Origin of the sequence: Paenibacillus stellifer, assembly GCF_000758685.1 — a bacterium.
Classification (GTDB): domain Bacteria; phylum Bacillota; class Bacilli; order Paenibacillales; family Paenibacillaceae; genus Paenibacillus_AQ; species Paenibacillus_AQ stellifer.
On the sequence record NZ_CP009286.1, the window covers coordinates 178,069 to 201,788 of the forward strand.

Here is a 23,720-nt window from a genome sequence, read left to right on the forward strand (position 1 = left end):
GGAGATTACCATGCATTTAGTATATGCCGACGGGCAAGGAAACGTATATGATCATCCGGAGCTGTATGGACTGGCCCGAAGCGGAGATATGCTTGTCGAACTGCTGGAGGAAGAGTTGATCCCGCTGCCCGAAGGGGCGACATTGTCTCTACTGCCCTGTACGAGAGCCGTCGGAATGAATCCGGAGACCGGTGAAATGCTGCCGCTTCCGGAAGACTGCCATGCGGTCGGCGCCCTGCTCCCCCAAGGTTTTACACGCCTGTGCCTGCCCGGCTATGTCAAGACAGACAAGGCTTACAAGCTGCCGCTCTTCGGCTATTCGGCGGTTGTGTGGAAGGACGGGGGGTTCTATGTGGCTGCCGATCCGACCGACGATCCCCATAAATGGAACCCTATGAACTGCGACCGCGCCGCCGTCCGCAGCGGTGTGGAGAGCCTGACCGCCAAATATCCGGAGAATCGGCTGTATGGTCACCTTACGAACTGCGCCCTGGGATATGAATGCCTCACCTCGTCCAATACATTCCTGAACCGCTGGGAAGGAGGCGTTCCGGTATCGTATTCCTGCAACGCAGGCTGTTTCGGTTGTATTTCGGAGCAGCCGGATGACAGCGGGTTCGTCTCTCCGCAGACGCGGATGAATTTCCGCCCCCGGGTCGATGAGATTGTTCAGGTCATGCTGGAGCATCTGAAGACACCGGAATCGATCATCAGCTTCGGCCAGGGCTGCGAGGGTGAGCCTTCGACTCAGGCCAAGCTTATTATCGACGCCATCCGCGAGGTGCGTTCGGTAACCGATATGGGCTATATCAACATCAATACGAATGCGGGGCTCAGCGATCATATGCGCGGAATTGTGGACGCCGGCCTTGATTTGATGCGGGTGAGTACGATCAGTGCGCTTGACGATCACTATAACGCTTATTACAAGCCCCGGGCCTACACGCTTGCCAATGTGGAAAAATCGCTCAAATACGCATCGACCCAAGGTGTCTATACATCGATCAACTATCTCGTATTCCCCGGCGTAACCGATCGGGAGGAAGAGATTGAGGCTATGATCGAGTTTGTGAAGCGGACCGGCCTGAAGCTGATTCAGATGCGGAATCTTAACATTGACCCGGAGAGCTACCTGGAATTGATTCCGCCGGCAAGAGGCGAGATTCTCGGCATGAAGACGATGCTGGAGATTTTTCGGGAGGAACTGCCGGATGTTGTCATCGGCTCTTATACCCATGTGCCGCCTGCCGGAGAGGCGCGCCCGAAGCGGGCGGTCGTCAAGTAAACGGCGGGGCTGATTTGTCAAGGAAAAGTATTGCCTCAGTCCAAGGTTCGTGATAAACTACCTCATGTGTCTTATATTAACTCTGGGTCCGCATGAGGCTCAGGGCAAAAGAGGTGAAATCAAAATGCAAAACGCTATTCAACCGAAATATAACGTCGTAACCGTTACTTGCGCCTGCGGCAACACTTTCGAGTCCGGCTCTGTGAAACAGGACCTGCGCGTCGAAATTTGCTCCGCTTGCCATCCGTTCTTCACAGGCAAACAGAAATTCCTGGATGCCGGCGGCCGCGTCGACAGATTCAAGAAGAAATACGGTATCTAATCCGGGCTTACCGCTCGGTCATAAACCCTCCGGCCCTTTGGCCTGGAGGGTTTTATTGTGGTGAAACGGAGCAGACTGCTGGCCGATTCTGGAGCCGCTGCTTATATCTTCTTGTCCGGTTGACTTTTTAAGTCGGCGTAGGATATACTTAACTTCGCCGTGCTAGACGGGGAGGTAGCGGTGCCCTGTAACTCGCAATCCGCTATAGCGAGGTTGAATTCCTGTTAGAGGTGCCGTCGATGTGAGGTTTGGTCCCTATGCGCTGTGTTGACGGTTGGGTCCTCCGCAATGAGCGCTTGTGAACCTGGTCAGGTCCGGAAGGAAGCAGCCATAAGCAAGTTTGCTTTTGTGCCGGAGGGTGGCCTAGCCCGAGCAGCCGCACAGGGGTGCCGCTTGGATCGCGGTCATCAATAACAGGTGCGCGGTTTAACCTATACGATAACAAGCATCTATCGCATATGCGACGGATGCTTTTTGTTTTTGGTCATGGTGCGGAGAATATAGTATAATTCAAGTAGCGATTAACGCCCAGGAAGCGGCGCTGAAAGAGGGTAATGCAGAATTGGAACACATTGCGTTGTACCGTGCCTGGCGGCCTCAGTCTTTTCAGGATATGGTGGGACAGCAGCACATTATCCAGACGCTTCAGAATGCGATCCGCGAGCAGCGGGTTTCTCATGCCTATTTGTTCAGCGGTCCGCGAGGCACCGGCAAGACTACGGCGGCCAAGGTGCTCGCCAAAGCGGTGAACTGCGAGCGGGGTCCGAGTCCGGAACCCTGCAATGAGTGCCCCTCGTGCTTGCGCATTGCTTCGGGCGCTGTGATGGATGTGCAGGAGATTGATGCGGCGTCCAACCGGGGTGTGGAAGAAATTCGCGACCTTCGGGACAAAGTGAAGTACGCGCCGACCGAAGTGCGGCGCAAAGTGTATATTATTGATGAAGTGCATATGCTGACTACGGAGGCTTTCAACGCTCTGCTCAAGACGCTTGAGGAGCCGCCTGCGCATGTCATGTTCATATTGGCGACAACGGAGCCCCATAAGCTCCCGGCAACCATTATTTCGCGCTGCCAGCGCTTTGATTTCCGCAGAATTTCGCTTGGCGAACAGACGGCCCGGTTGAGGGTCATCTGTGACCAGGAAGGAATCTCCGCAGAAGATGAGGCTCTGCAGTATATCGCCCGTTTGTCAGATGGAGGTATGCGTGATGCGGTGAGTGTTCTCGACCAGATTTCCTCCTACACGGACGGGCAGGTTACGTACCAGCAGGTGCTCGGTATGACCGGGGGCATTCCGGCAGAGCAATTCGCCAAGCTCGCAAGAGCTATTCTGGCTGGGGATATGGGCCAACTGCTTGAACTGGTCGAGCAGCTGATGCATGAGGGCAAGAGCGCCGATAAATGTCTGGAGAACCTTCTGTATTACTTCCGGGATCTTCTGATGATTAAAATGGTGCCGAACTCCTCCGGTCTGACGGACAGAGTGCTGAATCCTGCGGAGTTCCTTGATGTGGCATCAGCCTTCACCCAGGCCCGGCTGTTCGATATCGTCGATACGCTGAACCGCTATCTGAGCGAGATGAAGTATGCGACACATCCGCAGACGTTGTTCGAGGTGGCGCTCATGAAGCTATGCAGTCCTTCTGAAGATGACGCCATGTCCTCCGCTCCCGGAAGCGCTGCCGCGGCAGCTTCAGCTCCTTCCCGCCCTTCCGGGGGTGACAGAAGCGAACTGGAGGCGTTGAAGCGGCAAATTGCCGCCCTTGAGAAGAAGCTGGAGCAGGCGCTTCAAGCCGGAGGAGTTGCCGGCGCTCGTGAGACATCCTCCAAGCCGGCCAACAGCCGGCCCGCTGCCGCGCCGCGCATCTCTTCCGTGTCGAAGCTGCCTCCGCAGATGGATAAGTTCATGGCGGGTAAGGACAGCGGCGACTTTGCCCAGGTATTTAAGATGTGGGGACAGGTGCTTCAGGGGGTCAAGGAAGAGAAGGTTACGGTGCATGCCTGGTTCGTCGATGGAGAACCCGTCTCCGTCACCGAGGACGCCGTCCTCGTCGCCTTCAAGAATACGATACACCGGGAGACCACGGAGAAAGCGGCCAATAAGCAGGTGATTGAGCGAGTGCTGGAACTTCGCCTTGGCAAGCCTTACCGGCTGGTTACCGTCATGCTCCGGGACTGGAATGAGGCTCAGACGAAGTCGGTTCAGCCTCTGGATAAGGAAGAGCTGCGACTGGAACATGAGCACGAGAACGAGAACGGAGAGGCTTCCGAGGAGCCTTGGATTGATGAAGCCATTCAGCTGTTCGGCGAGGACCTCGTTGTCATAAAAGATTAAGGCCCAATATCGGCGGCTAAATGGCTGCCCAAAGGAGAGATATGTATGAATAATATGAATCAAATGATGAAACAAGTGAAGAAAATGCAGGAGCAGATGCTGAAAGCCCAGGAAGAGCTCGGCAGCAAGACGATAGAAGGAACCTCCGGTGGCGGGGTCGTAACCGTTCAGGTTAACGGACACAAGAAAGTGCTGGCGATTGCAATCAAGCCGGAAGCCGTCGATCCGGATGATGTGGAAATGCTGCAGGATTTGGTTCTTACGGCAGTCAACGACGCTCTGACCAAAGCCGAGGAGCTGGCTAACGCCGATATGGGCAAATTCACCGGAGGCATGAAGATTCCGGGCCTCTTCTAAGGTCTGTGTTAAGCTCATCATAAAGGAGATACCCTATTGTATTATCCCGAACCGCTTGCCAAGCTGATCGACGCTTTTACCCGCTTGCCGGGTATCGGGCCGAAGACGGCCGCCCGGCTGGCTTTCCATGTGCTGAACATGAAAGAAGACGATACGATTGATTTCGCCAAAGCGCTCGTCAGCGTGAAGCGCAATCTTCATTATTGCTCGGTCTGCTGCAATATTACGGATACCGATCCCTGCCGGATCTGCCAGGACAAGAAGCGCGATGCTTCAGTCATTTGCGTGGTGCAGGATTCCAAGGATCTCGTCGCCATGGAGCGAACCAAGGAATTCAATGGCTATTATCATGTACTGCAGGGCGCTATCTCTCCTATGGAAGGCGTAGGCCCGGATGATATTCGGCTGAAGGAATTGCTGAACCGGCTCAGCGACGAGAGGGTACAGGAGCTCATTTTGGCGACGAACCCCAATATCGAGGGGGAGGCCACGGCGATGTACATCTCCAGACTCGTGCGTCCTTTTGAACTCAAAGTAACCCGTATCGCTCATGGTCTGCCTGTTGGCGGCGATTTGGAGTATGCGGATGAAGTGACGCTGTCCAAAGCACTGGAGGGCCGGCGCGAGCTTTTTTAACCGAATAGTAGAAATGTCTGAGAAGGGAAGCCTGGCAGGGCTTCTCTTTTTTTTGTGCTAGAGCGACTATATGAGTCCACAGCCCCTTTTTCCCGAGAGTGCGGAGTTTCCTGCGCCTTCTGGTTCTAAGTTCGTACTTGTCCTGATATGAATGAGAGTGTAGGAGAGACGGCTGTTTCTGCTGCAATCACCGAACGAAGGGGGAAGCGGGATGGGCTGGTGGAGTGCGCTGCGCCGCCAAGTCGGCGGGCAAGAGAAGGCCAGTGACGAAGGCTGGGACGTTTTTGCTGAGGTGAGGAAGGCGCATATGGAGTGGGAGAGAGCCCATCTGATGTTCGATGAAGCTATAGGTCAGGACCAGATTGACTATGCGATATATATATTGGAAGCGGCAGAGCGCAAGTATCAGATTCACCTCAAGCATGCCAAAATGATCGGTTTGAAACGCAATCAGCTTCAGGATCGATAATGGAAAAGGAGGAGGACGACGCTTGAGAACGGCGGCTTTGGCAGTACTGGTGATTTCGGCGGTTCTATTGATTGCGATTGTGTTGAAAAAAAGACTGGGATGGAGGTGGCTGGGCCTGTTCGGCTCCCACCTGGTTCTGGCGGCGATCGGCTTATATTTGGTTGATTTTACCCGTCTGGCGGGGGATCTGTATATTCCGCTGAATCCTGCCACGATTGGAACAGTGTCCGTATTAGGCTTGCCTGGGGTTGCCGTACTGTTGGGATTGAAAGTTACCTTATTTGGGTAGTTGACGATGAAGATGAATATGTGATACATTAATATTCGGCTCTTCGGGGAAGATAAAAGTCGACACCGGCCGACAAGCATGATGAAAATAAGAAATAAAAAAAGTTCTTGACGGTAACAAAGAGTCTGTGATATATTATAAAGGTCGCTGCATGAGACACGATAAAGTAGCGAATGAGACTTTGATCTTTGAAAACTGAACAACGAGTGAGTATTAAGAGAATTTAATTCTCGTCAGATTCAAAATGAGCAAATCAGCTTTTCATTAATGGAGAGTTTGATCCTGGCTCAGGACGAACGCTGGCGGCGTGCCTAATACATGCAAGTCGAGCGGAGTGGTGAGGGAGCTTGCTCCCGATCCACTTAGCGGCGGACGGGTGAGTAACACGTAGGCAACCTGCCCTTCAGACTGGGATAACTACCGGAAACGGTAGCTAATACCGGATAATTCCTTTCTTCGCCTGAGGAGAGGATGAAAGACGGAGCAATCTGTTACTGAGGGATGGGCCTGCGGCGCATTAGCTAGTTGGTGGGGTAACGGCTCACCAAGGCGACGATGCGTAGCCGACCTGAGAGGGTGAACGGCCACACTGGGACTGAGACACGGCCCAGACTCCTACGGGAGGCAGCAGTAGGGAATCTTCCGCAATGGGCGAAAGCCTGACGGAGCAACGCCGCGTGAGTGATGAAGGTTTTCGGATCGTAAAGCTCTGTTGCCAGGGAAGAACGTTCTCTAGAGTAACTGCTAGAGAAGTGACGGTACCTGAGAAGAAAGCCCCGGCTAACTACGTGCCAGCAGCCGCGGTAATACGTAGGGGGCAAGCGTTGTCCGGAATTATTGGGCGTAAAGCGCGCGCAGGCGGCGATTTAAGTCTGGTGTTTAAACCATGGGCTCAACCTGTGGTCGCATCGGAAACTGGATGGCTTGAGTGCAGAAGAGGAAAGTGGAATTCCACGTGTAGCGGTGAAATGCGTAGAGATGTGGAGGAACACCAGTGGCGAAGGCGACTTTCTGGGCTGTAACTGACGCTGAGGCGCGAAAGCGTGGGGAGCAAACAGGATTAGATACCCTGGTAGTCCACGCCGTAAACGATGAGTGCTAGGTGTTAGGGGTTTCGATACCCTTGGTGCCGAAGTTAACACAGTAAGCACTCCGCCTGGGGAGTACGGTCGCAAGACTGAAACTCAAAGGAATTGACGGGGACCCGCACAAGCAGTGGAGTATGTGGTTTAATTCGAAGCAACGCGAAGAACCTTACCAGGTCTTGACATCCCCCTGAATACGTTAGAGATAGCGTAGGCCTTCGGGACAGGGGAGACAGGTGGTGCATGGTTGTCGTCAGCTCGTGTCGTGAGATGTTGGGTTAAGTCCCGCAACGAGCGCAACCCTTGACTTTAGTTGCCAGCAGGTCAGGCTGGGCACTCTAGAGTGACTGCCGGTGACAAACCGGAGGAAGGTGGGGATGACGTCAAATCATCATGCCCCTTATGACCTGGGCTACACACGTACTACAATGGCCGGTACAACGGGAAGCGAAACCGCGAGGTGGAGCCAATCTTATAAAGCCGGTCTCAGTTCGGATTGCAGGCTGCAACTCGCCTGCATGAAGTCGGAATTGCTAGTAATCGCGGATCAGCATGCCGCGGTGAATACGTTCCCGGGTCTTGTACACACCGCCCGTCACACCACGAGAGTTTACAACACCCGAAGTCGGTGGGGTAACCCGCAAGGGGGCCAGCCGCCGAAGGTGGGGTAGATGATTGGGGTGAAGTCGTAACAAGGTAGCCGTATCGGAAGGTGCGGCTGGATCACCTCCTTTCTATGGAGTACAAGCTTTCTGCAGGAAAGCGTACATCGAGAGCATATGCTCGTCATCCGCAGAGATGACATTCAAAAAATCAGGTTTCGGCCTGTTACTCACTCGTTGGTCAGTTTTGAGAGTTCAAGCTCTCACGCGTTTGGTGGCGATGGCGGAGGGGTTCCACGCGTACCCATCCCGAACACGACCGTTAAGCCCTCCAGCGCCGATGGTACTTGGACCGAAGGGTCCTGGGAGAGTAGGACGCTGCCAAGCGCACCTTATTTATAAGGTAGTATATGCAACATCAAGGGCCTTTAGCTCAGCTGGTTAGAGCGCACCCCTGATAAGGGTGAGGTCGGTGGTTCGAGTCCACTAAGGCCCACCACTTCAACTTCATAAAGGTAGTCTTCGGGGTCCGAACAGCAAACGGAATAAACCTCGAAGCCATAACTTCACTTTTGAGGTGAATTTATGGGGCCATAGCTCAGCTGGGAGAGCGCCTGCCTTGCAAGCAGGAGGTCAGGAGTTCGATCCTCCTTGGCTCCACCAAATGATTTAATCTTGATCCTTGAAAACTGGATACCGAAACGAAAATTGCGTTTTAGAACATCTTTTAGCTGAAACTTGTGTCAACAAGTTGAAGTAAGTGATGCTTAGAGCAAAGGTTTGATTCGTCAAGCCAGAGCGTTGGTTAAGCTAGTAAGAGCACACGGAGGATGCCTAGGCGCCAGGAGCCGAAGAAGGACGTGGCGAACAACGAAAAGGCCTCGGGGAGCTGTAAGCAAGCGTTGATCCGGGGGTGTCCGAATGGGGAAACCCGGCTGTGGTAATGCACAGTCACTCATTGCTGAATACATAGGCAATGAAGAGGCAGACCAGGGGAACTGAAACATCTAAGTACCCTGAGGAAGAGAAAACAAGAGTGATTCCGTCAGTAGCGGCGAGCGAACGCGGAACAGCCTAAACCAGGGAGCTTGCTCCCTGGGGTTGTGGGACGTCTCACATGGAGTTACAAAGGAACAGGGTAGACGAAGAGGTCTGGAAAGGCCCGCCGGATAAGGTAAAAGCCCTGTAGTTGAAAGTCTGTTCCCTCCGAGACGGATCCCGAGTAGTGCGGGGCACGTGAAACCCCGTATGAATCCGGCAGGACCATCTGCCAAGGCTAAATACTCCCTGGCGACCGATAGTGAAACAGTACCGTGAGGGAAAGGTGAAAAGCACCCCGGAAGGGGAGTGAAACAGTACCTGAAACCGTGTGCTTACAAGAAGTCAGAGCCCATTTTAGGGGTGATGGCGTGCCTTTTGTAGAATGAACCGGCGAGTTACGTTTAACGTGCAAGGTTAAGGCGAGGAGCCGGAGCCGCAGCGAAAGCGAGTCTGAATAGGGCGACTTGAGTACGTGGACGTAGACCCGAAACCGTGTGATCTACCCCTGTCCAGGGTGAAGGTGCGGTAACACGCACTGGAGGCCCGAACCCACGAACGTTGAAAAGTTCGGGGATGAGGTGGGGGTAGCGGAGAAATTCCAATCGAACTCGGAGATAGCTGGTTCTCCCCGAAATAGCTTTAGGGCTAGCCTCGGAAATGACAGTCGTGGAGGTAGAGCACTGATTGGGTGCGGGGCCCGCAAGGGTTACCAAGCTCAGTCAAACTCCGAATGCCATAGACTGATTAACCGGGAGTCAGACAGTGAGTGCTAAGATCCATTGTCAAAAGGGAAACAGCCCAGACCATCAGCTAAGGTCCCCAAGTGTGTGTTAAGTGGGAAAGGATGTGGAGTTGCACAGACAACCAGGATGTTGGCTTAGAAGCAGCCAACATTTAAAGAGTGCGTAATAGCTCACTGGTCGAGTGACTCTGCGCCGAAAATGTAACGGGGCTAAACACACCACCGAAGCTATGGCTTGGATCGACTTCACTGCTTCTTTGAGGCGGTGTTTATCGCGAGAACATATTTGCCGAAGAGCCGGTTATGAAGGCTTGAGGCCAAATGGTTCCCAGGGGATAAACACAAGGCTTCGAGGCAGGAGTGAAGTCGATCCAGGGGTAGGGGAGCGTTGTGTATAGGTTGAAGCTGGACCGAGAGGACTGGTGGACAGTACACAAGTGAGAATGCCGGTATGAGTAACGAAAAGATCAGTGAGAATCTGATCCGCCGAAAGCCCAAGGTTTCCTGAGGAAGGCTCGTCCGCTCAGGGTCAGTCGGGACCTAAGGCGAGGCCGAAAGGCGTAGTCGAAGGACAACAGGTTGATATTCCTGTACCACCATAATCCGTTATGAGCAATGGGGGGACGCAGGAGGGTAGTGACGCGGACTGATGGATGTCCGTCTAAGCAGCGAGGCTGGTGTATAGGCAAATCCGTACACCGTAAGGCTGGGCTGTGATGGGGAGCGAAACTTACAGTAGCGAAGGTCATGATCTCACACTGCCAAGAAAAGCCTCTAGCCAGGAGAAGGTGCCCGTACCGCAAACCGACACAGGTAGGCGAGAAGAGAATTCTAAGGCGCGCGGAAGAACTCTCGTTAAGGAACTCGGCAAAATGACCCCGTAACTTCGGGAGAAGGGGTGCCTCGGTAGGGTGAATAGCCCGAGGGGGCCGCAGTGAAAAGGCCCAAGCGACTGTTTAGCAAAAACACAGGTCTGTGCGAAGCCGCAAGGCGAAGTATACGGGCTGACGCCTGCCCGGTGCTGGAAGGTTAAGGGGAGCGGTTAGGGGTAACCCGAAGCTGTGAACCGAAGCCCCAGTAAACGGCGGCCGTAACTATAACGGTCCTAAGGTAGCGAAATTCCTTGTCAGGTAAATTCTGACCCGCACGAATGGCGTAACGACTTGGGCGCTGTCTCAACGAGAGATCCGGTGAAATTTTAATACCTGTGAAGATGCAGGTTACCCGCGACAAGACGGAAAGACCCCATGGAGCTTTACTGCAGCTTGATATTGAACTTGGGTACGATCTGTACAGGATAGGTGGGAGCCTAGGAAGCCGGAGCGCCAGCTTCGGTGGAGGCGACGTTGGGATACCACCCTGATCGTATCTAGGTTCTAACCTGGTACCGTAATCCGGTACGGGGACCGTGTCAGGCGGGCAGTTTGACTGGGGCGGTCGCCTCCTAAAGCGTAACGGAGGCGTCCCAAGGTTCCCTCAGAATGGTTGGAAATCATTCGAAGAGTGCAAAGGCAGAAGGGAGCTTGACTGCGAGACCCACAAGTCGAGCAGGGACGAAAGTCGGGCTTAGTGATCCGGTGGTACCGCATGGAAGGGCCATCGCTCAACGGATAAAAGCTACCCTGGGGATAACAGGCTTATCTCCCCCAAGAGTCCACATCGACGGGGAGGTTTGGCACCTCGATGTCGGCTCATCGCATCCTGGGGCTGAAGTAGGTCCCAAGGGTTGGGCTGTTCGCCCATTAAAGCGGTACGCGAGCTGGGTTCAGAACGTCGTGAGACAGTTCGGTCCCTATCTGTCGTGGGCGCAGGAAATTTGAGAGGAGCTGTCCTTAGTACGAGAGGACCGGGATGGACGTACCGCTGGTGCACCAGTTGTTCCGCCAGGAGCACGGCTGGGTAGCTATGTACGGACGGGATAAGCGCTGAAAGCATCTAAGCGTGAAGCCCCCCTCAAGATGAGATTTCCCAATACGTAAGACCCCTTGAAGACGACGAGGTTGATAGGCTGGGGGTGGAAGTGCAGCAATGCATGGAGCTGACCAGTACTAATCGGTCGAGGGCTTATCCAAAAGAACGCAAGATTCGTTTCGATCCAGTTTTCAGGTGATCAAGCCTGAATGAGTTTGAATGCCCATCTTTGGCGGTCCATTAAGAACGCGAAGATTGTTTGGAGAGATACCCAAGTGGCTATAAGGGGACCCTCTGCTAAGGGGTTAGACTGCGTAAGCGGTGCGAGGGTTCGAATCCCTCTCTCTCCGCCATTTTAAACTCAATATTTTAGTATGGCGGCGTAGCTCAGCTGGCTAGAGCGTACGGTTCATACCCGTGAGGTCGGGGGTTCGATCCCCTCCGCCGCTACCATACATACGGAGGCTTAGCTCAGCTGGGAGAGCATCTGCCTTACAAGCAGAGGGTCGGGGGTTCGATCCCCTCAGCCTCCACCATGTAACTAATTGAATAATGACATATGACATCTTGCCGGTGTAGCTCAATTGGTAGAGCAACTGACTTGTAATCAGTAGGTTGGGGGTTCAAGTCCTCTCGCCGGCACCATTGTCTTAAAACGCGGAACCGTGGTGTAGAGGCCTAACATGCCTGCCTGTCACGCAGGAGATCGCGGGTTCGAATCCCGTCGGTTCCGCCATTTTTATGTCAACTTATGGCTCGGTAGCTCAGTCGGTAGAGCAGAGGACTGAAAATCCTCGTGTCGGCGGTTCGATTCCGTCCCGAGCCACCATCTTGGAGGCTTAGCGAAGTGGCCAAACGCAGCAGACTGTAAATCTGTTCTCTGACGAGTTCGGTGGTTCGAATCCATCAGCCTCCACCAGTTTTAAGAGCCATTAGCTCAGTTGGTAGAGCACCTGACTTTTAATCAGGGTGTCGAAGGTTCGAGTCCTTCATGGCTCATCCTGTGTAAGAAGTCATCACTTCATAGTGGTGGCTTCTTTTTTATATGTATAAAAAAGAATAATCATCCGATGAGTTTAGCATACTTATCCGGGTACGCTACTCCTTCTGAATTTTCATCGGAACGAAGGAGCGCGCGAAACCGCGACGGAAATATGATAAAATAGTCGAAAAGAGCAAAGTGGTGGAGAAGATTGGCGATGGACACGGAGACGTTACGGCAAAAGATCGAGCAGTTGACGGGCAACAAGGCGGAGATCAAACAATTCGGGAGGCAGAAATCAGCTTCCCTTTTTGGTGCGGGTTCGGATGCGGCTGAACGGTCAATCGGGTATGAGGAAAGCTTCTGGATTCCGCTGTTCGAAAGTGAAGGACGGATTACGGCGCTCGGTATCGAACGGGCCGAACTTTCCGATATGAATCTTCAATTGGCGGAATTCGCCGCTCAGAGCTATAGCGCGGCTATGAAAGCGTCGGGATTCAAAGAAGAAGGAGAGAATGAGGCCCGGCAGCTTAGTGCGTGGCTGAACGCGCAGCTGGAGCAGGATGAGCATGATGGGGAAATCCCGGATGATATCGGTCTGAAGAGTCGGCTGTTCACTGACATGGTCCCGTTCCTCTTGGTTAGCGAGAACATGCATGGCAACGAGCTTGCCTTTCGGTCGCTGCTGAAGCTGGTGCGGAGCTATTTTGACAGTACAGCGCTACTGGTTCCCCTTCAGGAGAAGGAATGGCTGATCCTGGCTCGCAAGGAGCTGCTGACGGGTTCAGAGGAGAAGGATGAGGATGAGGCCACTGATGATGAAGAACTTCTGGCCCAAGCCTGTATGGGGCTGCATGAGCTGATCGCCTCGGAATGGGTCGGTATATTTCATGTAAGCGTATCCTCCTCAATTGCACCAGTTAAGGGGTTGCCGGGGATAATTGCGCTTCTAAGAGAAACAATCAGCCTGGGACGCGTATTCCAGGTGGGAGAGTATATTCATCTGCCCTGGGAGCTTCAGTTAGAACGGCTAGTGAACAGTATTCCCGACGGGCGCAGACGGCAGCTGCTCGCACAATTCGGAGATTATACGCCGATACTGGCGGACAAGGAAATGCTCACTACGCTGGAGACTTTCTTTGAAATGGACTGCAATGTCAGTGAAACGGCCAAGAAGCTGTATATACACCGCAATACGCTTCTGTACCGGCTCGACAAAATCAAGCATGAGACCGGAGCCGATGTGCGCAGCTTTGGAGACGCGGCTATTGTAAAGCTTACTATGTTATTGTATAAAGTAACGAAAAGGAAATAGGTTTTTTGTGAACGTTACAAATAGCCAGTTAGGGTGGACTGGGTTAAGATAAGTACAGGAATTGTTTCCGAACTCCACTACCTATTCGAGGGGGAAATTATAATGGCAGGCGTTCGTTTAGAACATGTATTCAAGAAATATCCGGGTTCTGATAAAGCAACCGTTATTGACGTCAATCTTGACATTAAAGATAAAGAGTTTCTCGTACTGGTCGGACCTTCCGGTTGCGGTAAATCCACGACGCTGCGTATGATCGCAGGTCTTGAAGAAATCTCCGAAGGCAAGCTGTTCATCGGCGACCGCGTGGTTAACGATGTAGCTCCTAAGGACCGCGACATCGCGATGGTATTCCAGTCTTACGCCCTGTATCCTCACATGAGCGTATACCAGAACATGGCATTCGGTTTGAAACTGCGTAAAGTGAAGAAGGACGAAATCGACAGAAAAGTGCGCGAAGCCGCCAAAATCCTCGATATCGAGCATCTGCTGGAACGTAAGCCGAAGGCACTGTCCGGTGGTCAGCGTCAACGTGTGGCCCTGGGCCGCGCAATTGTCCGTGATCCTCAAGTCTTCCTGATGGACGAACCGCTTTCTAACCTGGATGCCAAGCTGCGCGGTCAAATGCGCGCCGAAATCACCAAGCTGGTTAAACGTCTTGAAACGACTTGCATCTACGTAACACATGACCAGACAGAAGCCATGACGATGGGCGACCGCATCGTGGTTATGCAGGACGGCATCATTCAACAGGCCGCTTCCCCGGAAGAACTGTACAACAATCCGGAGAACCTGTTCGTAGCCGGATTCATCGGTTCCCCGACCATGAACTTCATTACCGGTACTCTGAATGAAGTGAACGGAGCTGTTCATTTCCGCGCCGAGAACCTGGACGTTGAAGTTCCTGGCGGCAAAGCCCAACTGCTCCGCGGCAAGGGCTACATCGGCAAGGAAGTTGTAATGGGCGTTCGTCCTGAGGACATTCACGAAGAGCCGGTATTCCTGGAAGCTTCTCCGAACACGATCTTCAGCGCACTGGTAGAAGTAACTGAAAATCTTGGTCACGAAATGCTGCTGTACCTGAACGGTGTAGGCAAGGATTCCGTCATCGCCCGCGTAGACGGACGTTCGACAACCCGCGATGGCAGCAAGCCGAAGCTGGCAATCGATATGAACAAGGTTCACCTGTTCGACAAACAAAGCGAGCAAAATATTCTGCTGGGATAAGCACCAGCTTCCGAGCTTCGAGAAGCCGCCCTTTGGGGCGGCTTTTTTGCTGATGCAGGGCTATGCCAGCATGGTCTTTGGAAGCAGCATATGATTGCATTGTCCACCGTTATCCTTTAAGATAGCAGGAGAATTACCGTGCCGGAGGAAAGAATATACAGCCGCTGCCATCCCAATCAGCGGGATTAGCGGAGATAAGAGCTTCAGCGACGAAAGGAAGAACATACATGGCCAAGAAAGTAAAAGTAGCCGAATTGGTACAGCATTTTCAACTGGAAGTCATCTCGGGCAAGGACGGCCTGAAACGGCATATCACGGTCGACGACCTCAACCGTCCAGGTCTCGAAATGGCCGGATATTTTGAATATTATCCTGAAGACCGGGTTCAATTGCTTGGTAAAACCGAACTGGCCTTCTTCTCCATGCTTCCAGTGGAGGAGCGGACAAGCCGCATTCGCCGAATCTGCAACGATCAGACACCTTGTATTGTAATTACACGCGGGCTGGAAGTGCCTCAGGAACTGATCGACATCAGCAACGAGAAGGGTCTGCCGGTGCTGCGGAGTTCGATGGCTACGACTATTTTTTCCAGCCGGCTGACCGGGTTCCTGGAAGGAAGACTCGCTCCGACGGCGACGATTCACGGTGTACTCTGCGATGTATACGGCGTCGGGATGCTGATTACAGGCAGCAGCGGAATCGGGAAGAGCGAGACGGCGCTGGAGCTGGTCAAACGCGGACACCGTCTGATCGCTGATGACGCGGTGGAAATCCGCCAAACTTCTGATAATCAGCTGCATGGTACAGCCCCTGAGCTGATTCGTCACCTGTTAGAGATCCGGGGCGTCGGCATTATCAATGTCATGACGCTGTTCGGGGCCGGCGCAATCCGCAATCATAAGCGTATTACGCTTGTCGTCCGCCTGGAAGCCTGGCAGCAGGACAAGCAGTATGACCGGCTGGGTCTCGATGAGGAGACTACCCGCATTATCGATACCGATGTGCCGCTGGTGACGATTCCAGTACGTCCTGGACGAAACCTCGCTGTAATTATCGAAGTGGCTGCGATGAACTACCGTCTGAAGCAGATGGGTTTCAACGCGGCGCTGCAGTTCACCAACAAACTTACCGCAACCATATCCGAAGATATGGACGATATGGAATAGGAGGTCGCTTGGGATGTGGTTTCCACTGGCGCTGGATCCGATTGCGTTCTCATTCGGTGCGGTTAAAGTGCATTGGTACGGCCTGATTCTGGGGCTGGGCGCTTTGGCCGGGCTGTACCTTGCAGTGCGGGAGGGCAAGCGGTTCGGTATTCCGCAGGAATTCTTCATGGATATGCTGCTGCTCGGCGTTCCTTCCGCAATTATTGGAGCGCGTATTTATTACGTGGCCTTCACCTGGGATGAGTACAAGAACAACATTATGGATGTCTTTAAAATATGGAACGGTGGCATCGCCATTTACGGGGCGCTCATCGGAGCTATTATATGTGCGATCATTTACTTCCGGTATAAAGGCTATCCATTCTGGCGTGTCGCTGACATTTGCGCTCCAGGTCTCTTGGCGGGCCAGATGATCGGCCGCTGGGGCAACTTCGTTAACCAGGAAGCCTACGGCGGACCTGCGAGCGAGACCTTCTTGCGGAAGACGCTCAATCTGCCGGATTTCATCGTGAATCAAATGTATATAGAGAAGGATTTGGCTTATCACCATCCGACTTTTCTGTATGAATCGCTGTGGAGCCTCGCCGGTATCGTGCTGATCATGATCATTCGCCGTCAGCGTTTTGTCCGCTCGGGCGAGATCTTTTTGTCTTATTTCATCTGGTATTCGATCGGACGTTTCTTCATTGAAGGTCTTCGTACGGACAGCCTTGCGTTTAAGGGAAGCAACGGCTTGGCCTCCTTCCTGAATGCGCTGTGGTCGCCGATGAAGGGCCTGGGCTTCGAGCAGGGATATTTGAACCCGGACTACGGAAATATCCGCACCTCCCAGCTGCTGGCACTGCTGATCATTCTGGCAGCGATCGTGCTGATCGTGATCCGCCGGAACACGGCGGCAGGCAAAGTTCATTACTTGGACCCGATCATTCCGACCAAGCGGCAGACCGAAGGAATTGTCCTGACCGAGACTGCCGATCAGGCCGACTCGTCCACGCCGGGCCCTTCCGCCCAGCCATCCGAACTAACTGATCCGCCTTCGGAGGAGGAGAAAAAGGAGCATTAATCCATGATTGAATGTGTTCTATTTGATTTAGACGGTACGATTGTCAACACCAATGAGCTGATTATCAGCTCTTTCATGTACACGCTGGAGCAGCATGCGCTGCCTGCGCTCACGAGAGAGCAGATGATTCCTTATATGGGCACAAGCCTTCCGGCCCAGCTGCGCGTTTTTACAAATCTGGAGGATGTGTCTCCGCTCGAGGCGTCTTACCGCCACTATCAAACGGAACATCATGACGAGCTGATCAAGGCTTTTCCCAATGTGAATGAAACGCTGGAAGTGCTGCGCAGCCGGGGAATCAAGCTTGGCGTGGTGACGACCAAGATCCGGCCGAATACGATCCGGGCCCTGGAAATGTTCGATCTGCTGAAATATATGGATACGATTGTCACATTGAACGATGTAGAGAAGGTTAAACCGCATGCGGAGCCGGTGCTGACCGCGGTCGGCAATCTGGAAGTCAACCCGGAGAAGACGCTGATGGTCGGCGACAGTCCTGTCGATATCCAGTCGGGAAAGAATGCGGGTGTCCTGACAGCCGCCGTGGTCTGGTCGCTTAAGGGCGAGGAGATGCTGCGCGAGTATGAGCCGGATTTCATCCTGCAGGATATGACCGATCTCTGTGATCTTGTCGCCGGGGGCGGAACAAGCCTGTGAGCAGGAAGGTGACCCGCTATCCCGTGGAAGGGCATAATGCGCTCTGGTATATTTACCGTACGGTAAGCCCCTGGAAGGGCGTTAAGAACTTTATTTTTATTCAGATTGCGCGCTACTGCCCGATCCTTCCGGTCAAGAACTGGATTTACCGCCGTGTGCTGGGGATGAAGGTAGGGAAGCATACGGCTTTTGGACTCATGGCGATGGTAGATGTGTTCTTTCCGGAGCTGATCACGGTCGGGGAGAATTCGGTTATCGGCTATAACGCCACCATTCTGGCTCACGAGTATTTGATCAAGGAGTACCGGCTTGGCGAGGTCGTCATTGGGGAAAATGTCCTGATCGGCGCCAATACAACGATTCTGCCGGGTGTAACGATCGGAGACGGGGCGGTGGTCGCTGCAGGCTCGGTCGTGCACCGGGATGTGCCGCCGGGAGCATTCGTCGGAGGGAATCCGCTGAGGGATCTCGGCAAGAGTGAAGGACGGGAAGCGGGAGAATAATCATGAGCTTCCCCTGTTCGCCGTTACTGTAGGGTACACCGCAGCCGGCCGGAGGGCCGGCCCGGGAACCGCAACGATGCACTGATGATTCATCGAGCGGAAGATTTGCAGGAGGAGAATATGGGACAAAAAGAACGCATTCCGCAGCTGGATATTTTTCGGGCCATCTCGATCTTCGCGGTGCTCGCGATCCACGCAACCTCGCGGACGCTGGCGGAGACGCTGAATACGCCGCTGTTTCATCCGTTTTTATTTATCAATAAATTCAGTCAGTTTGCCGTACCTTCATTTGTATTTTTAAGCGGGTTCGTGCTCTTCTACAATTATATCGACCGGCCGCTCACCGGCAGGATGATGGGTACATTCTACCGCCGAAGACTGACTTATATCATTGTGCCTTATGTGGTGTTCTCGGTGCTGTATTTTGTGATGAAGGTGACGGCCGGCAGCCAGTGGGGACTGCCTCCTGTAGAGCTGGCGTCCAAGTTGGGCAAGTATTTGATCACGGGAACGGCTTATACGCATTTATATTACGTGATTATTATTATCCAGTTCTATATCCTGTTTCCGCTGCTGCTCTGGTGCCTGCAGGCAAGCCGCCGTCTGGCCGCTGTTGCCCCGCTGATCGGGCTTGCGCTGCAGTGGGCGTTCATTGTACTCAACAAGTACATGGTCAACCACGGTTACTGGCATGTGTCGAAGGGAAGTCTGGCGATTACGTATTTCTCGTACTTTCTGCTGGGCGCTTCCATTGGGGTCTTCTATCCGAAGCTTAAGTCATGGCTGAAAATAACGGAATCCAAGCCGACACCAAGCCGACTGGCGGGCTGGATTGGGCTGTGGGTGCTCTGGATCGCCGCCGGTATTGCGCATGTGGAGCTCTGGTACAACAATTACACGCATAAAACAGTCATCAACACCTTCTGGTTCGAAGGAGCGGCCAATGCGCACGCCCTGCTGTCGTGTCTTGTGCTCTTCCAGCTGTCTTTCCTGCTCTACGGGGCGGGGCAGCGGCTCGGAACACGGCTTCTGCTCTCCGCTGGAGCGTGCTCCTTCGGCATTTACCTGATTCACCCGGCTGTGCTGTTCTTCTACCGTAAGATCGGATTCCACGGCGGTTATGCCGCTTATACGCTGGCGATTGCCGGCGGCTGGCTGGCCGCGCTTGCAGTATCCTGGATTATCGTGGGACTGGCTTTCCGCTATTTGGGGCTGTCGTGGGTGCTGTTCGGAACGGCTCCGAAGCGCGAGGTGAAGCAGTCACAGCATGTGCAGGCGATGTAAAGCCGCAGGGTTATATGATAAAAAGAAAAGGTCTGTCTATGGAAGCTCCGCCTTCCAGGGACAGACCTTTTGTCATGCAAGGGGGAGAACGGCGTCACCGGCCTGCTTGTACTGGATACGGCTGGTCGCCTCGTAAGACGCTTCAGACAGCGGAATTAGGCAAATGCTGATGAAGAGCTTCCGAACACTCGGACGTTCACGGGAAAAGAGATATAATGAAAGCATCGCCATGCTGAACTTAATAGTATTTTACAGATGAACTTCAGCACACTTCGCAATTGACTAAAAATAACACGGCATGGTACGATATCTAGGACGCTTTACTTTACTACCACTTTACCATAATGAAGTATTCGGATGTTCACCACACGCCTGTATAGACAGCCGATGCTCATTTTCCAATAACCGACGAGGTGAAATTCGTTATGTCCAAACCGAAGGGCTTTGAGAAGCCGACCGGCTTCCGGGATTATCTTCCGCATGCCGTAAGGAAGCTGCGCAGGATCGAGAATGATGTGCTCGAATGTATGAATCAGTGGGGATATCGGCAGATCATGACCCCTACGCTGGAATATTACGATACGGTCGGAGTCGCCAGCTCGACTTCGGATCAGAAGCTGTTCAAACTGCTCAACAACCGGGGCCAGGCACTTGTGCTGCGTTCCGAGATGACCGCACCCGTGGCCCGCGTCGTCTCCTCGCTGCTGAAGGATGAGCCGCTGCCGCTTCGCCTGTCCTATCACGCGAATGTGTTCCGGGCGATTGAGGAGGAGGCGGGCCGCGAGGCCGAATTCTACCAGACGGGCGTTGAGCTCGTCGGCGACGACTCGCCGGAAGCGGATGCCGAGGTTGTGGCGCTGGCGATCGCCTCGCTGCAGGCTGCGGGCGTTCAGACCTTCAAGATTGCCATAGGGCATGTCGGCTTCCTGAACGGGCTGTTCCAGGAGGTAGCCCCGGACCGGCCGGATGTTCAGGAAGAGCTGAAGAGCCATTTGCTGGATCGCGATTATGTCGCCTTCCGGGATGCGCTCGGGAAGCTTAAGCTGAACGAAACACAGCAGGAGGAGATGGACGGGCTGCTCCGTCTGCGCGGCGGCAAAGAAATCTGCGGTCAGGCGCTGAGTCTCAGCAGCAATCCGCTGGCCCTCGCCTCCATCACGCATCTATGCAAGGTCTGGGAGGTGCTGGAAGCTTACGGCGTATCCCGGCATGTGCTGATCGACCTGACGATGGTCGGCGACTTCAGCTATTATACGGGTATGACGTTCGAAGGCTACGCGGCGGAGCTTGGCTTCCCGGTATGCAGCGGCGGACGCTACGACAATCTGCTTCAACAGTTCGGCCGCTCCGTTCCGTCGACCGGCTTCTCATTGAAGACGAACCGGATTCTGGATGGCGTCCGCACCGAAGACAAGGGACCCGAGCTTCCGATTCTTGTCCAATACGACGCTGCTAACCGCAGCAAGGGACTTGAGGAAGCGGCCAAGCTGCGACTAGAAGGACATGTCGTCGTTACCCGGATCGTAGGCAGCCTGGAGGATCTGGCTCCTGCGGAGCCGGGCGGCGGAACTGGAGCTGGGCGCTACAAAGAGATTTATACGTTCACCGAGTCCGCAGGCGGACGCGGCTGAAGCGAAGGAAGAAGGACCGGGCTGTGATCCGGATTGAAATAGCATCTTATTCTTGAAGCAGAAAGGCGGACAAGAGCAAATGGCGCAGATATTGAAGGTGGCTATGCCGAAGGGCCGCATATACAACAAGGCGGCGGAGCTGTTCCGCTCCGCGGGACTGCCGATCCCGCCGGAAGGCGAGGCTTCGCGGAAGCTGGTTATTCCGCTTCCGGAAGCGGGAATGGAGTTTATTCTGGCGAAGCCGGTGGATGTGCCGACTTACGTCGAATACGGCGCGGCTGATATCGGCATTGTCGGCAAGGACGTACTGCTGGAGGAAGATCGCGACGTGTATGAACTGCTGGATCTCGGCATCGCGCGCTGCCGGATGTCGATCATCGGTCTCCCCAACTGGGAGCCGGGCATTCATCAGCGGGTTGCGACGAAGTATCCGAACGTCGCCTCCCGGTATTTCCGGGAGCAGGGCCAGCAGGTCGAGGTGATCAAGCTGAACGGCTCCATCGAGCTGGCTCCGCTGATCGGCCTGGCCGAGCGGATCGTCGATATGGTGGAGACGGGGCAGACGCTGCGGGAGAACGGGCTTGTGGAGCAGCTGAGCATTTTTGAAATCACCAGCCGGCTTGTGGCGAACCGGGTTAGCTACCGGATGAAGAATACGGAGATTCAGCAGCTGTGCGACCGGCTTCAGGCTGTGATCGCCCAGCCGAGCCTGTAGAGCTTGCGGAGGCAATGACCGAGAGCAGGACAGCCAGAACAGGCGAGAGCAGAGCAGCCGTCTGGCGAACGTACTGAGCCTATCAGAACGTACATACAGGCTGAAGACTTCGCCGGTTACCGGCAGATCATAGTTCAAACCTAGGATAGATCATGCGGACGGCCATTGTGGCCGTGCCGCCGATTATAGAAGGAGGAAGAGCAGTGAAGGTGCAATCCAGCAGGGATTTCAAGCTGCAGCGGGAAGTGGACTACGGAACGCCGGAGCAGAACAAGGCCGTGAAAGAGATCGTGGCCGCCATCAAACAGGAGGGCGATGCCGCCCTGTTCCGGTACACGGAGAAATTTGACGGCGTCCGGCTTAGCGAGAACAATATTCGGGTCACGCAAGAGGAGCTCCAGGGGGCCTATGCCGAAGTGGAGGACTCGTTCGTCTCGGCGATCCGGGCGGCAGCGGACAATATCCGCGCCTTCCATGCCAGACAGAAGCGGAATTCCTGGATGGATCTGCAGCCGGACGGCACGATTCTCGGCCAGGTAATCCGGCCGCTGCAGCGGGTCGGCGTCTATGTACCCGGCGGGAAGGCATCCTACCCCTCTTCCGTCCTCATGAACGTTATCCCTGCACAGATCGCCGGCGTGCCGGAGATCGTAATGGTAACGCCGCCGGCTACGGGCGGCAAGGCAGGCATCGACCCGTACATTCTGGTGGCCGCCGCCGAAGCGGGCGTGAACGAGATTTACCGGGTCGGAGGGGCCCAGGCCGTTGCCGCGCTGGCTTTCGGTACGGACTCAATCGCCCCGGTCGACAAGATCTGCGGACCGGGGAATATCTACGTCGCGCTGGCTAAGCGCGAGGTGTACGGCGCCGTCGATATCGACAGCATCGCCGGTCCGAGCGAGATCGTCGTGCTGGCGGATGACAGCGCGGAGCCGTCCTACATCGCCGCGGACCTCTTGTCGCAGGCGGAGCACGACGAGATGGCGTCGGCGATTCTCGTGACGCCTTCGCAGACGCTGGCGGACGCGGTATCCGCCGAAGTCGAGAAGCAGCTTCGAGCGCTACCCCGCGAAGCCATCGCCCGCGCCTCCGTTGAGAACTACGGCGCCATTATCGTCGTGGAGAATCTGGAAGAGGGGATTTCCGTGGTCAACCGGCTGGCGCCGGAGCATCTGGAAATCGTCGCCCAGGACCCGATGGGGCTGGCCGGAGCGATCCAGAACGCCGGTGCAATTTTCCTTGGGCCGTACAGCTCGGAGCCGGTGGGAGATTATTTTGCCGGACCGAATCACATCATACCGACGAATGGCACGGCGCGGTTCTCTTCGCCGGTTGACGTCGACGATTTCATCAAGAAATCGAGTCTGATCTATTACAGCAAGGAAGCGCTCCTGCGCGACGGCGGCACCATTATGGAGCTGGCCCGCCGCGAGGGGCTGGAAGCACATGCGAGAGCCGTGGAAATCCGGCTTACGAACGAAGGGAAAGGTGGAGAAGGGCGTGGAGAATAACGGACAGCTCACAAGGCAGGCGGGCCTTGCCCGCAAGACCAACGAGACGGACATCAAAGTATCCCTGAATGTGGACGGAACCGGACAATTGGAGCTGGAGACCGATGTTCCTTTTCTGAATCATATGCTGGATCTGTTCACCAAGCACGGCCAGTTCGACCTGTCCGTTCAGGCGCGCGGCGACATCGATATTGACGACCACCACACGGTGGAGGATATCGGTATCTGTCTCGGCCAGGCGCTGCGCGAGGCGCTCGGCGACAAGAAGGGCATCAAGCGCTACGCAAGCGTCTTTGTGCCGATGGATGAGGCGCTGGCACAGGTCGTGATCGATATCAGCAACCGGCCGCATTTCGAATACCGGGCGCAGTATCCGTCACAGCAGGTGGGCAGCTTCTCGACGGAGCTCGTGCATGAATTTCTGTGCAAATTCGCGCTGGAGGCACGTGTGACGCTGCACGTCATCGTGCATTACGGCTTCAATACGCATCACATGATCGAAGCTGTGTTCAAGGCGCTGGGACGCGCGCTTGACGAGGCGACGACGATCGATCCCCGGGTGAAGGGCGTCCCCTCGACGAAGGGAGTGCTGTAA

At 54.5% G+C, this 23,720-nt stretch carries 18 protein-coding genes, 10 tRNA genes, 3 rRNA genes and 1 other RNA gene; all 32 read left to right on the top strand.

Annotated elements, in window-relative coordinates; translation table 11 throughout:
- Window positions 1–10 precede the first annotated feature (10 nt).
- The 32 genes from PSTEL_RS00960 (at window position 11) to hisB (ending at window position 23,720) form a co-directional block, all read left to right on the top strand.
- The gene (locus PSTEL_RS00960; protein WP_038692963.1) at window positions 11–1,285 is read left to right on the top strand and encodes a radical SAM family protein; all 1,275 of its coding nucleotides are present in this window, start codon (window positions 11–13) and stop codon (window positions 1,283–1,285) included.
- Window positions 1,286–1,409: 124 nt separating this feature from the next.
- Window positions 1,410–1,607 carry a 50S ribosomal protein L31 gene (rpmE, locus tag PSTEL_RS00965; protein WP_038692964.1) on the top strand — a complete coding sequence of 66 codons (198 nt, stop codon included), beginning with the start codon at window positions 1,410–1,412 and terminating at the stop codon, window positions 1,605–1,607.
- Window positions 1,608–1,764: 157 nt separating this feature from the next.
- An RNA gene (gene ffs / locus PSTEL_RS26605) (signal recognition particle sRNA large type) lies at window positions 1,765–2,032 on the top strand.
- Between the two features lie 137 nt (window positions 2,033–2,169).
- Window positions 2,170–3,942: a DNA polymerase III subunit gamma/tau gene (dnaX, locus tag PSTEL_RS00970; protein WP_038692965.1), complete on the top strand. Its 1,773-nt coding sequence runs from the start codon at window positions 2,170–2,172 to the stop codon at window positions 3,940–3,942.
- A 45-nt stretch (window positions 3,943–3,987) separates the two neighbouring features.
- Window positions 3,988–4,299, top strand: a complete 312-nt coding sequence (locus tag PSTEL_RS00975; protein ID WP_038692966.1) for a YbaB/EbfC family nucleoid-associated protein — start codon at window positions 3,988–3,990, stop codon at window positions 4,297–4,299.
- A 36-nt stretch (window positions 4,300–4,335) separates the two neighbouring features.
- Window positions 4,336–4,935 carry a recombination mediator RecR gene (gene recR / locus PSTEL_RS00980; protein ID WP_038692967.1) on the top strand — a complete coding sequence of 200 codons (600 nt, stop codon included), beginning with the start codon at window positions 4,336–4,338 and terminating at the stop codon, window positions 4,933–4,935.
- Window positions 4,936–5,146: 211 nt separating this feature from the next.
- Window positions 5,147–5,404: a hypothetical protein gene (locus PSTEL_RS00985; protein WP_038692968.1), complete on the top strand. Its 258-nt coding sequence runs from the start codon at window positions 5,147–5,149 to the stop codon at window positions 5,402–5,404.
- Between the two features lie 22 nt (window positions 5,405–5,426).
- Window positions 5,427–5,693, top strand: a complete 267-nt coding sequence (locus PSTEL_RS00990) for a pro-sigmaK processing inhibitor BofA family protein (protein ID WP_038692969.1) — start codon at window positions 5,427–5,429, stop codon at window positions 5,691–5,693.
- Between the two features lie 264 nt (window positions 5,694–5,957).
- A 16S ribosomal RNA gene (locus PSTEL_RS00995) occupies window positions 5,958–7,512 on the top strand.
- A 138-nt stretch (window positions 7,513–7,650) separates the two neighbouring features.
- Window positions 7,651–7,767, top strand: a 5S ribosomal RNA gene (gene rrf, locus PSTEL_RS01000).
- 35 nt (window positions 7,768–7,802) lie between these two features.
- Window positions 7,803–7,879, top strand: a tRNA-Ile gene (locus PSTEL_RS01005).
- 88 nt (window positions 7,880–7,967) lie between these two features.
- Window positions 7,968–8,043, top strand: a tRNA-Ala gene (locus tag PSTEL_RS01010).
- A gap of 140 nt (window positions 8,044–8,183) precedes the next feature.
- Window positions 8,184–11,235: ribosomal RNA gene (locus tag PSTEL_RS01015) — 23S ribosomal RNA — on the top strand.
- Together the 16S, 23S and 5S rRNA genes with 10 tRNA genes alongside form the textbook arrangement of a ribosomal RNA operon.
- Before the next feature lie 100 nt (window positions 11,236–11,335).
- A tRNA-Ser gene (locus PSTEL_RS01020) sits at window positions 11,336–11,427 on the top strand.
- A gap of 23 nt (window positions 11,428–11,450) precedes the next feature.
- Window positions 11,451–11,527, top strand: a tRNA-Met gene (locus PSTEL_RS01025).
- 7 nt (window positions 11,528–11,534) lie between these two features.
- Window positions 11,535–11,610 (top strand) — tRNA-Val (locus PSTEL_RS01030).
- 33 nt (window positions 11,611–11,643) lie between these two features.
- A tRNA-Thr gene (locus PSTEL_RS01035) sits at window positions 11,644–11,719 on the top strand.
- Window positions 11,720–11,733: 14 nt separating this feature from the next.
- Window positions 11,734–11,810: transfer RNA gene (locus tag PSTEL_RS01040), tRNA-Asp, on the top strand.
- Window positions 11,811–11,827: 17 nt separating this feature from the next.
- Window positions 11,828–11,903, top strand: a tRNA-Phe gene (locus PSTEL_RS01045).
- Between the two features lie 4 nt (window positions 11,904–11,907).
- Window positions 11,908–11,993 (top strand) — tRNA-Tyr (locus PSTEL_RS01050).
- Window positions 11,994–12,000: 7 nt separating this feature from the next.
- A tRNA-Lys gene (locus PSTEL_RS01055) sits at window positions 12,001–12,073 on the top strand.
- Between the two features lie 200 nt (window positions 12,074–12,273).
- Window positions 12,274–13,371 carry a PucR family transcriptional regulator gene (locus PSTEL_RS01060; RefSeq protein ID WP_038692970.1) on the top strand — a complete coding sequence of 366 codons (1,098 nt, stop codon included), beginning with the start codon at window positions 12,274–12,276 and terminating at the stop codon, window positions 13,369–13,371.
- A gap of 102 nt (window positions 13,372–13,473) precedes the next feature.
- Window positions 13,474–14,595: an ABC transporter ATP-binding protein gene (locus PSTEL_RS01065; RefSeq protein WP_038692971.1), complete on the top strand. Its 1,122-nt coding sequence runs from the start codon at window positions 13,474–13,476 to the stop codon at window positions 14,593–14,595.
- Between the two features lie 227 nt (window positions 14,596–14,822).
- Window positions 14,823–15,761: an HPr(Ser) kinase/phosphatase gene (gene hprK / locus PSTEL_RS01070; RefSeq protein WP_038692972.1), complete on the top strand. Its 939-nt coding sequence runs from the start codon at window positions 14,823–14,825 to the stop codon at window positions 15,759–15,761.
- 13 nt (window positions 15,762–15,774) lie between these two features.
- Window positions 15,775–16,824 (top strand): prolipoprotein diacylglyceryl transferase, encoded by a 1,050-nt coding sequence (gene lgt, locus PSTEL_RS01075; RefSeq protein ID WP_038692973.1) that lies wholly within the window; start codon window positions 15,775–15,777, stop codon window positions 16,822–16,824.
- A 3-nt stretch (window positions 16,825–16,827) separates the two neighbouring features.
- Complete coding sequence (ppaX, locus tag PSTEL_RS01080) at window positions 16,828–17,481, top strand: pyrophosphatase PpaX (RefSeq protein ID WP_038692974.1); 654 nt, start codon at window positions 16,828–16,830, stop codon at window positions 17,479–17,481.
- Window positions 17,478–17,984 carry an acyltransferase gene (locus PSTEL_RS01085; RefSeq protein ID WP_038692975.1) on the top strand — a complete coding sequence of 169 codons (507 nt, stop codon included), beginning with the start codon at window positions 17,478–17,480 and terminating at the stop codon, window positions 17,982–17,984. Before ppaX ends, PSTEL_RS01085 begins: the two co-directional genes overlap by 4 nt.
- Window positions 17,985–18,068: 84 nt before the next feature.
- Window positions 18,069–19,268, top strand: coding sequence for an acyltransferase (locus tag PSTEL_RS01090; RefSeq protein WP_052098099.1), 1,200 nt, complete (start codon window positions 18,069–18,071; stop codon window positions 19,266–19,268).
- A gap of 425 nt (window positions 19,269–19,693) precedes the next feature.
- Window positions 19,694–20,899, top strand: coding sequence for an ATP phosphoribosyltransferase regulatory subunit (locus PSTEL_RS01095; RefSeq protein WP_052098100.1), 1,206 nt, complete (start codon window positions 19,694–19,696; stop codon window positions 20,897–20,899).
- Window positions 20,900–20,978: 79 nt separating this feature from the next.
- Window positions 20,979–21,614 carry an ATP phosphoribosyltransferase gene (hisG, locus tag PSTEL_RS01100; RefSeq protein ID WP_038692976.1) on the top strand — a complete coding sequence of 212 codons (636 nt, stop codon included), beginning with the start codon at window positions 20,979–20,981 and terminating at the stop codon, window positions 21,612–21,614.
- Between the two features lie 203 nt (window positions 21,615–21,817).
- Complete coding sequence (gene hisD, locus PSTEL_RS01105; RefSeq protein WP_038692977.1) at window positions 21,818–23,125, top strand: histidinol dehydrogenase; 1,308 nt, start codon at window positions 21,818–21,820, stop codon at window positions 23,123–23,125.
- A complete protein-coding gene (hisB, locus tag PSTEL_RS01110; RefSeq protein WP_052098101.1) occupies window positions 23,061–23,720 on the top strand; it encodes an imidazoleglycerol-phosphate dehydratase HisB in 660 nt (219 codons plus the stop codon). Before hisD ends, hisB begins: the two co-directional genes overlap by 65 nt.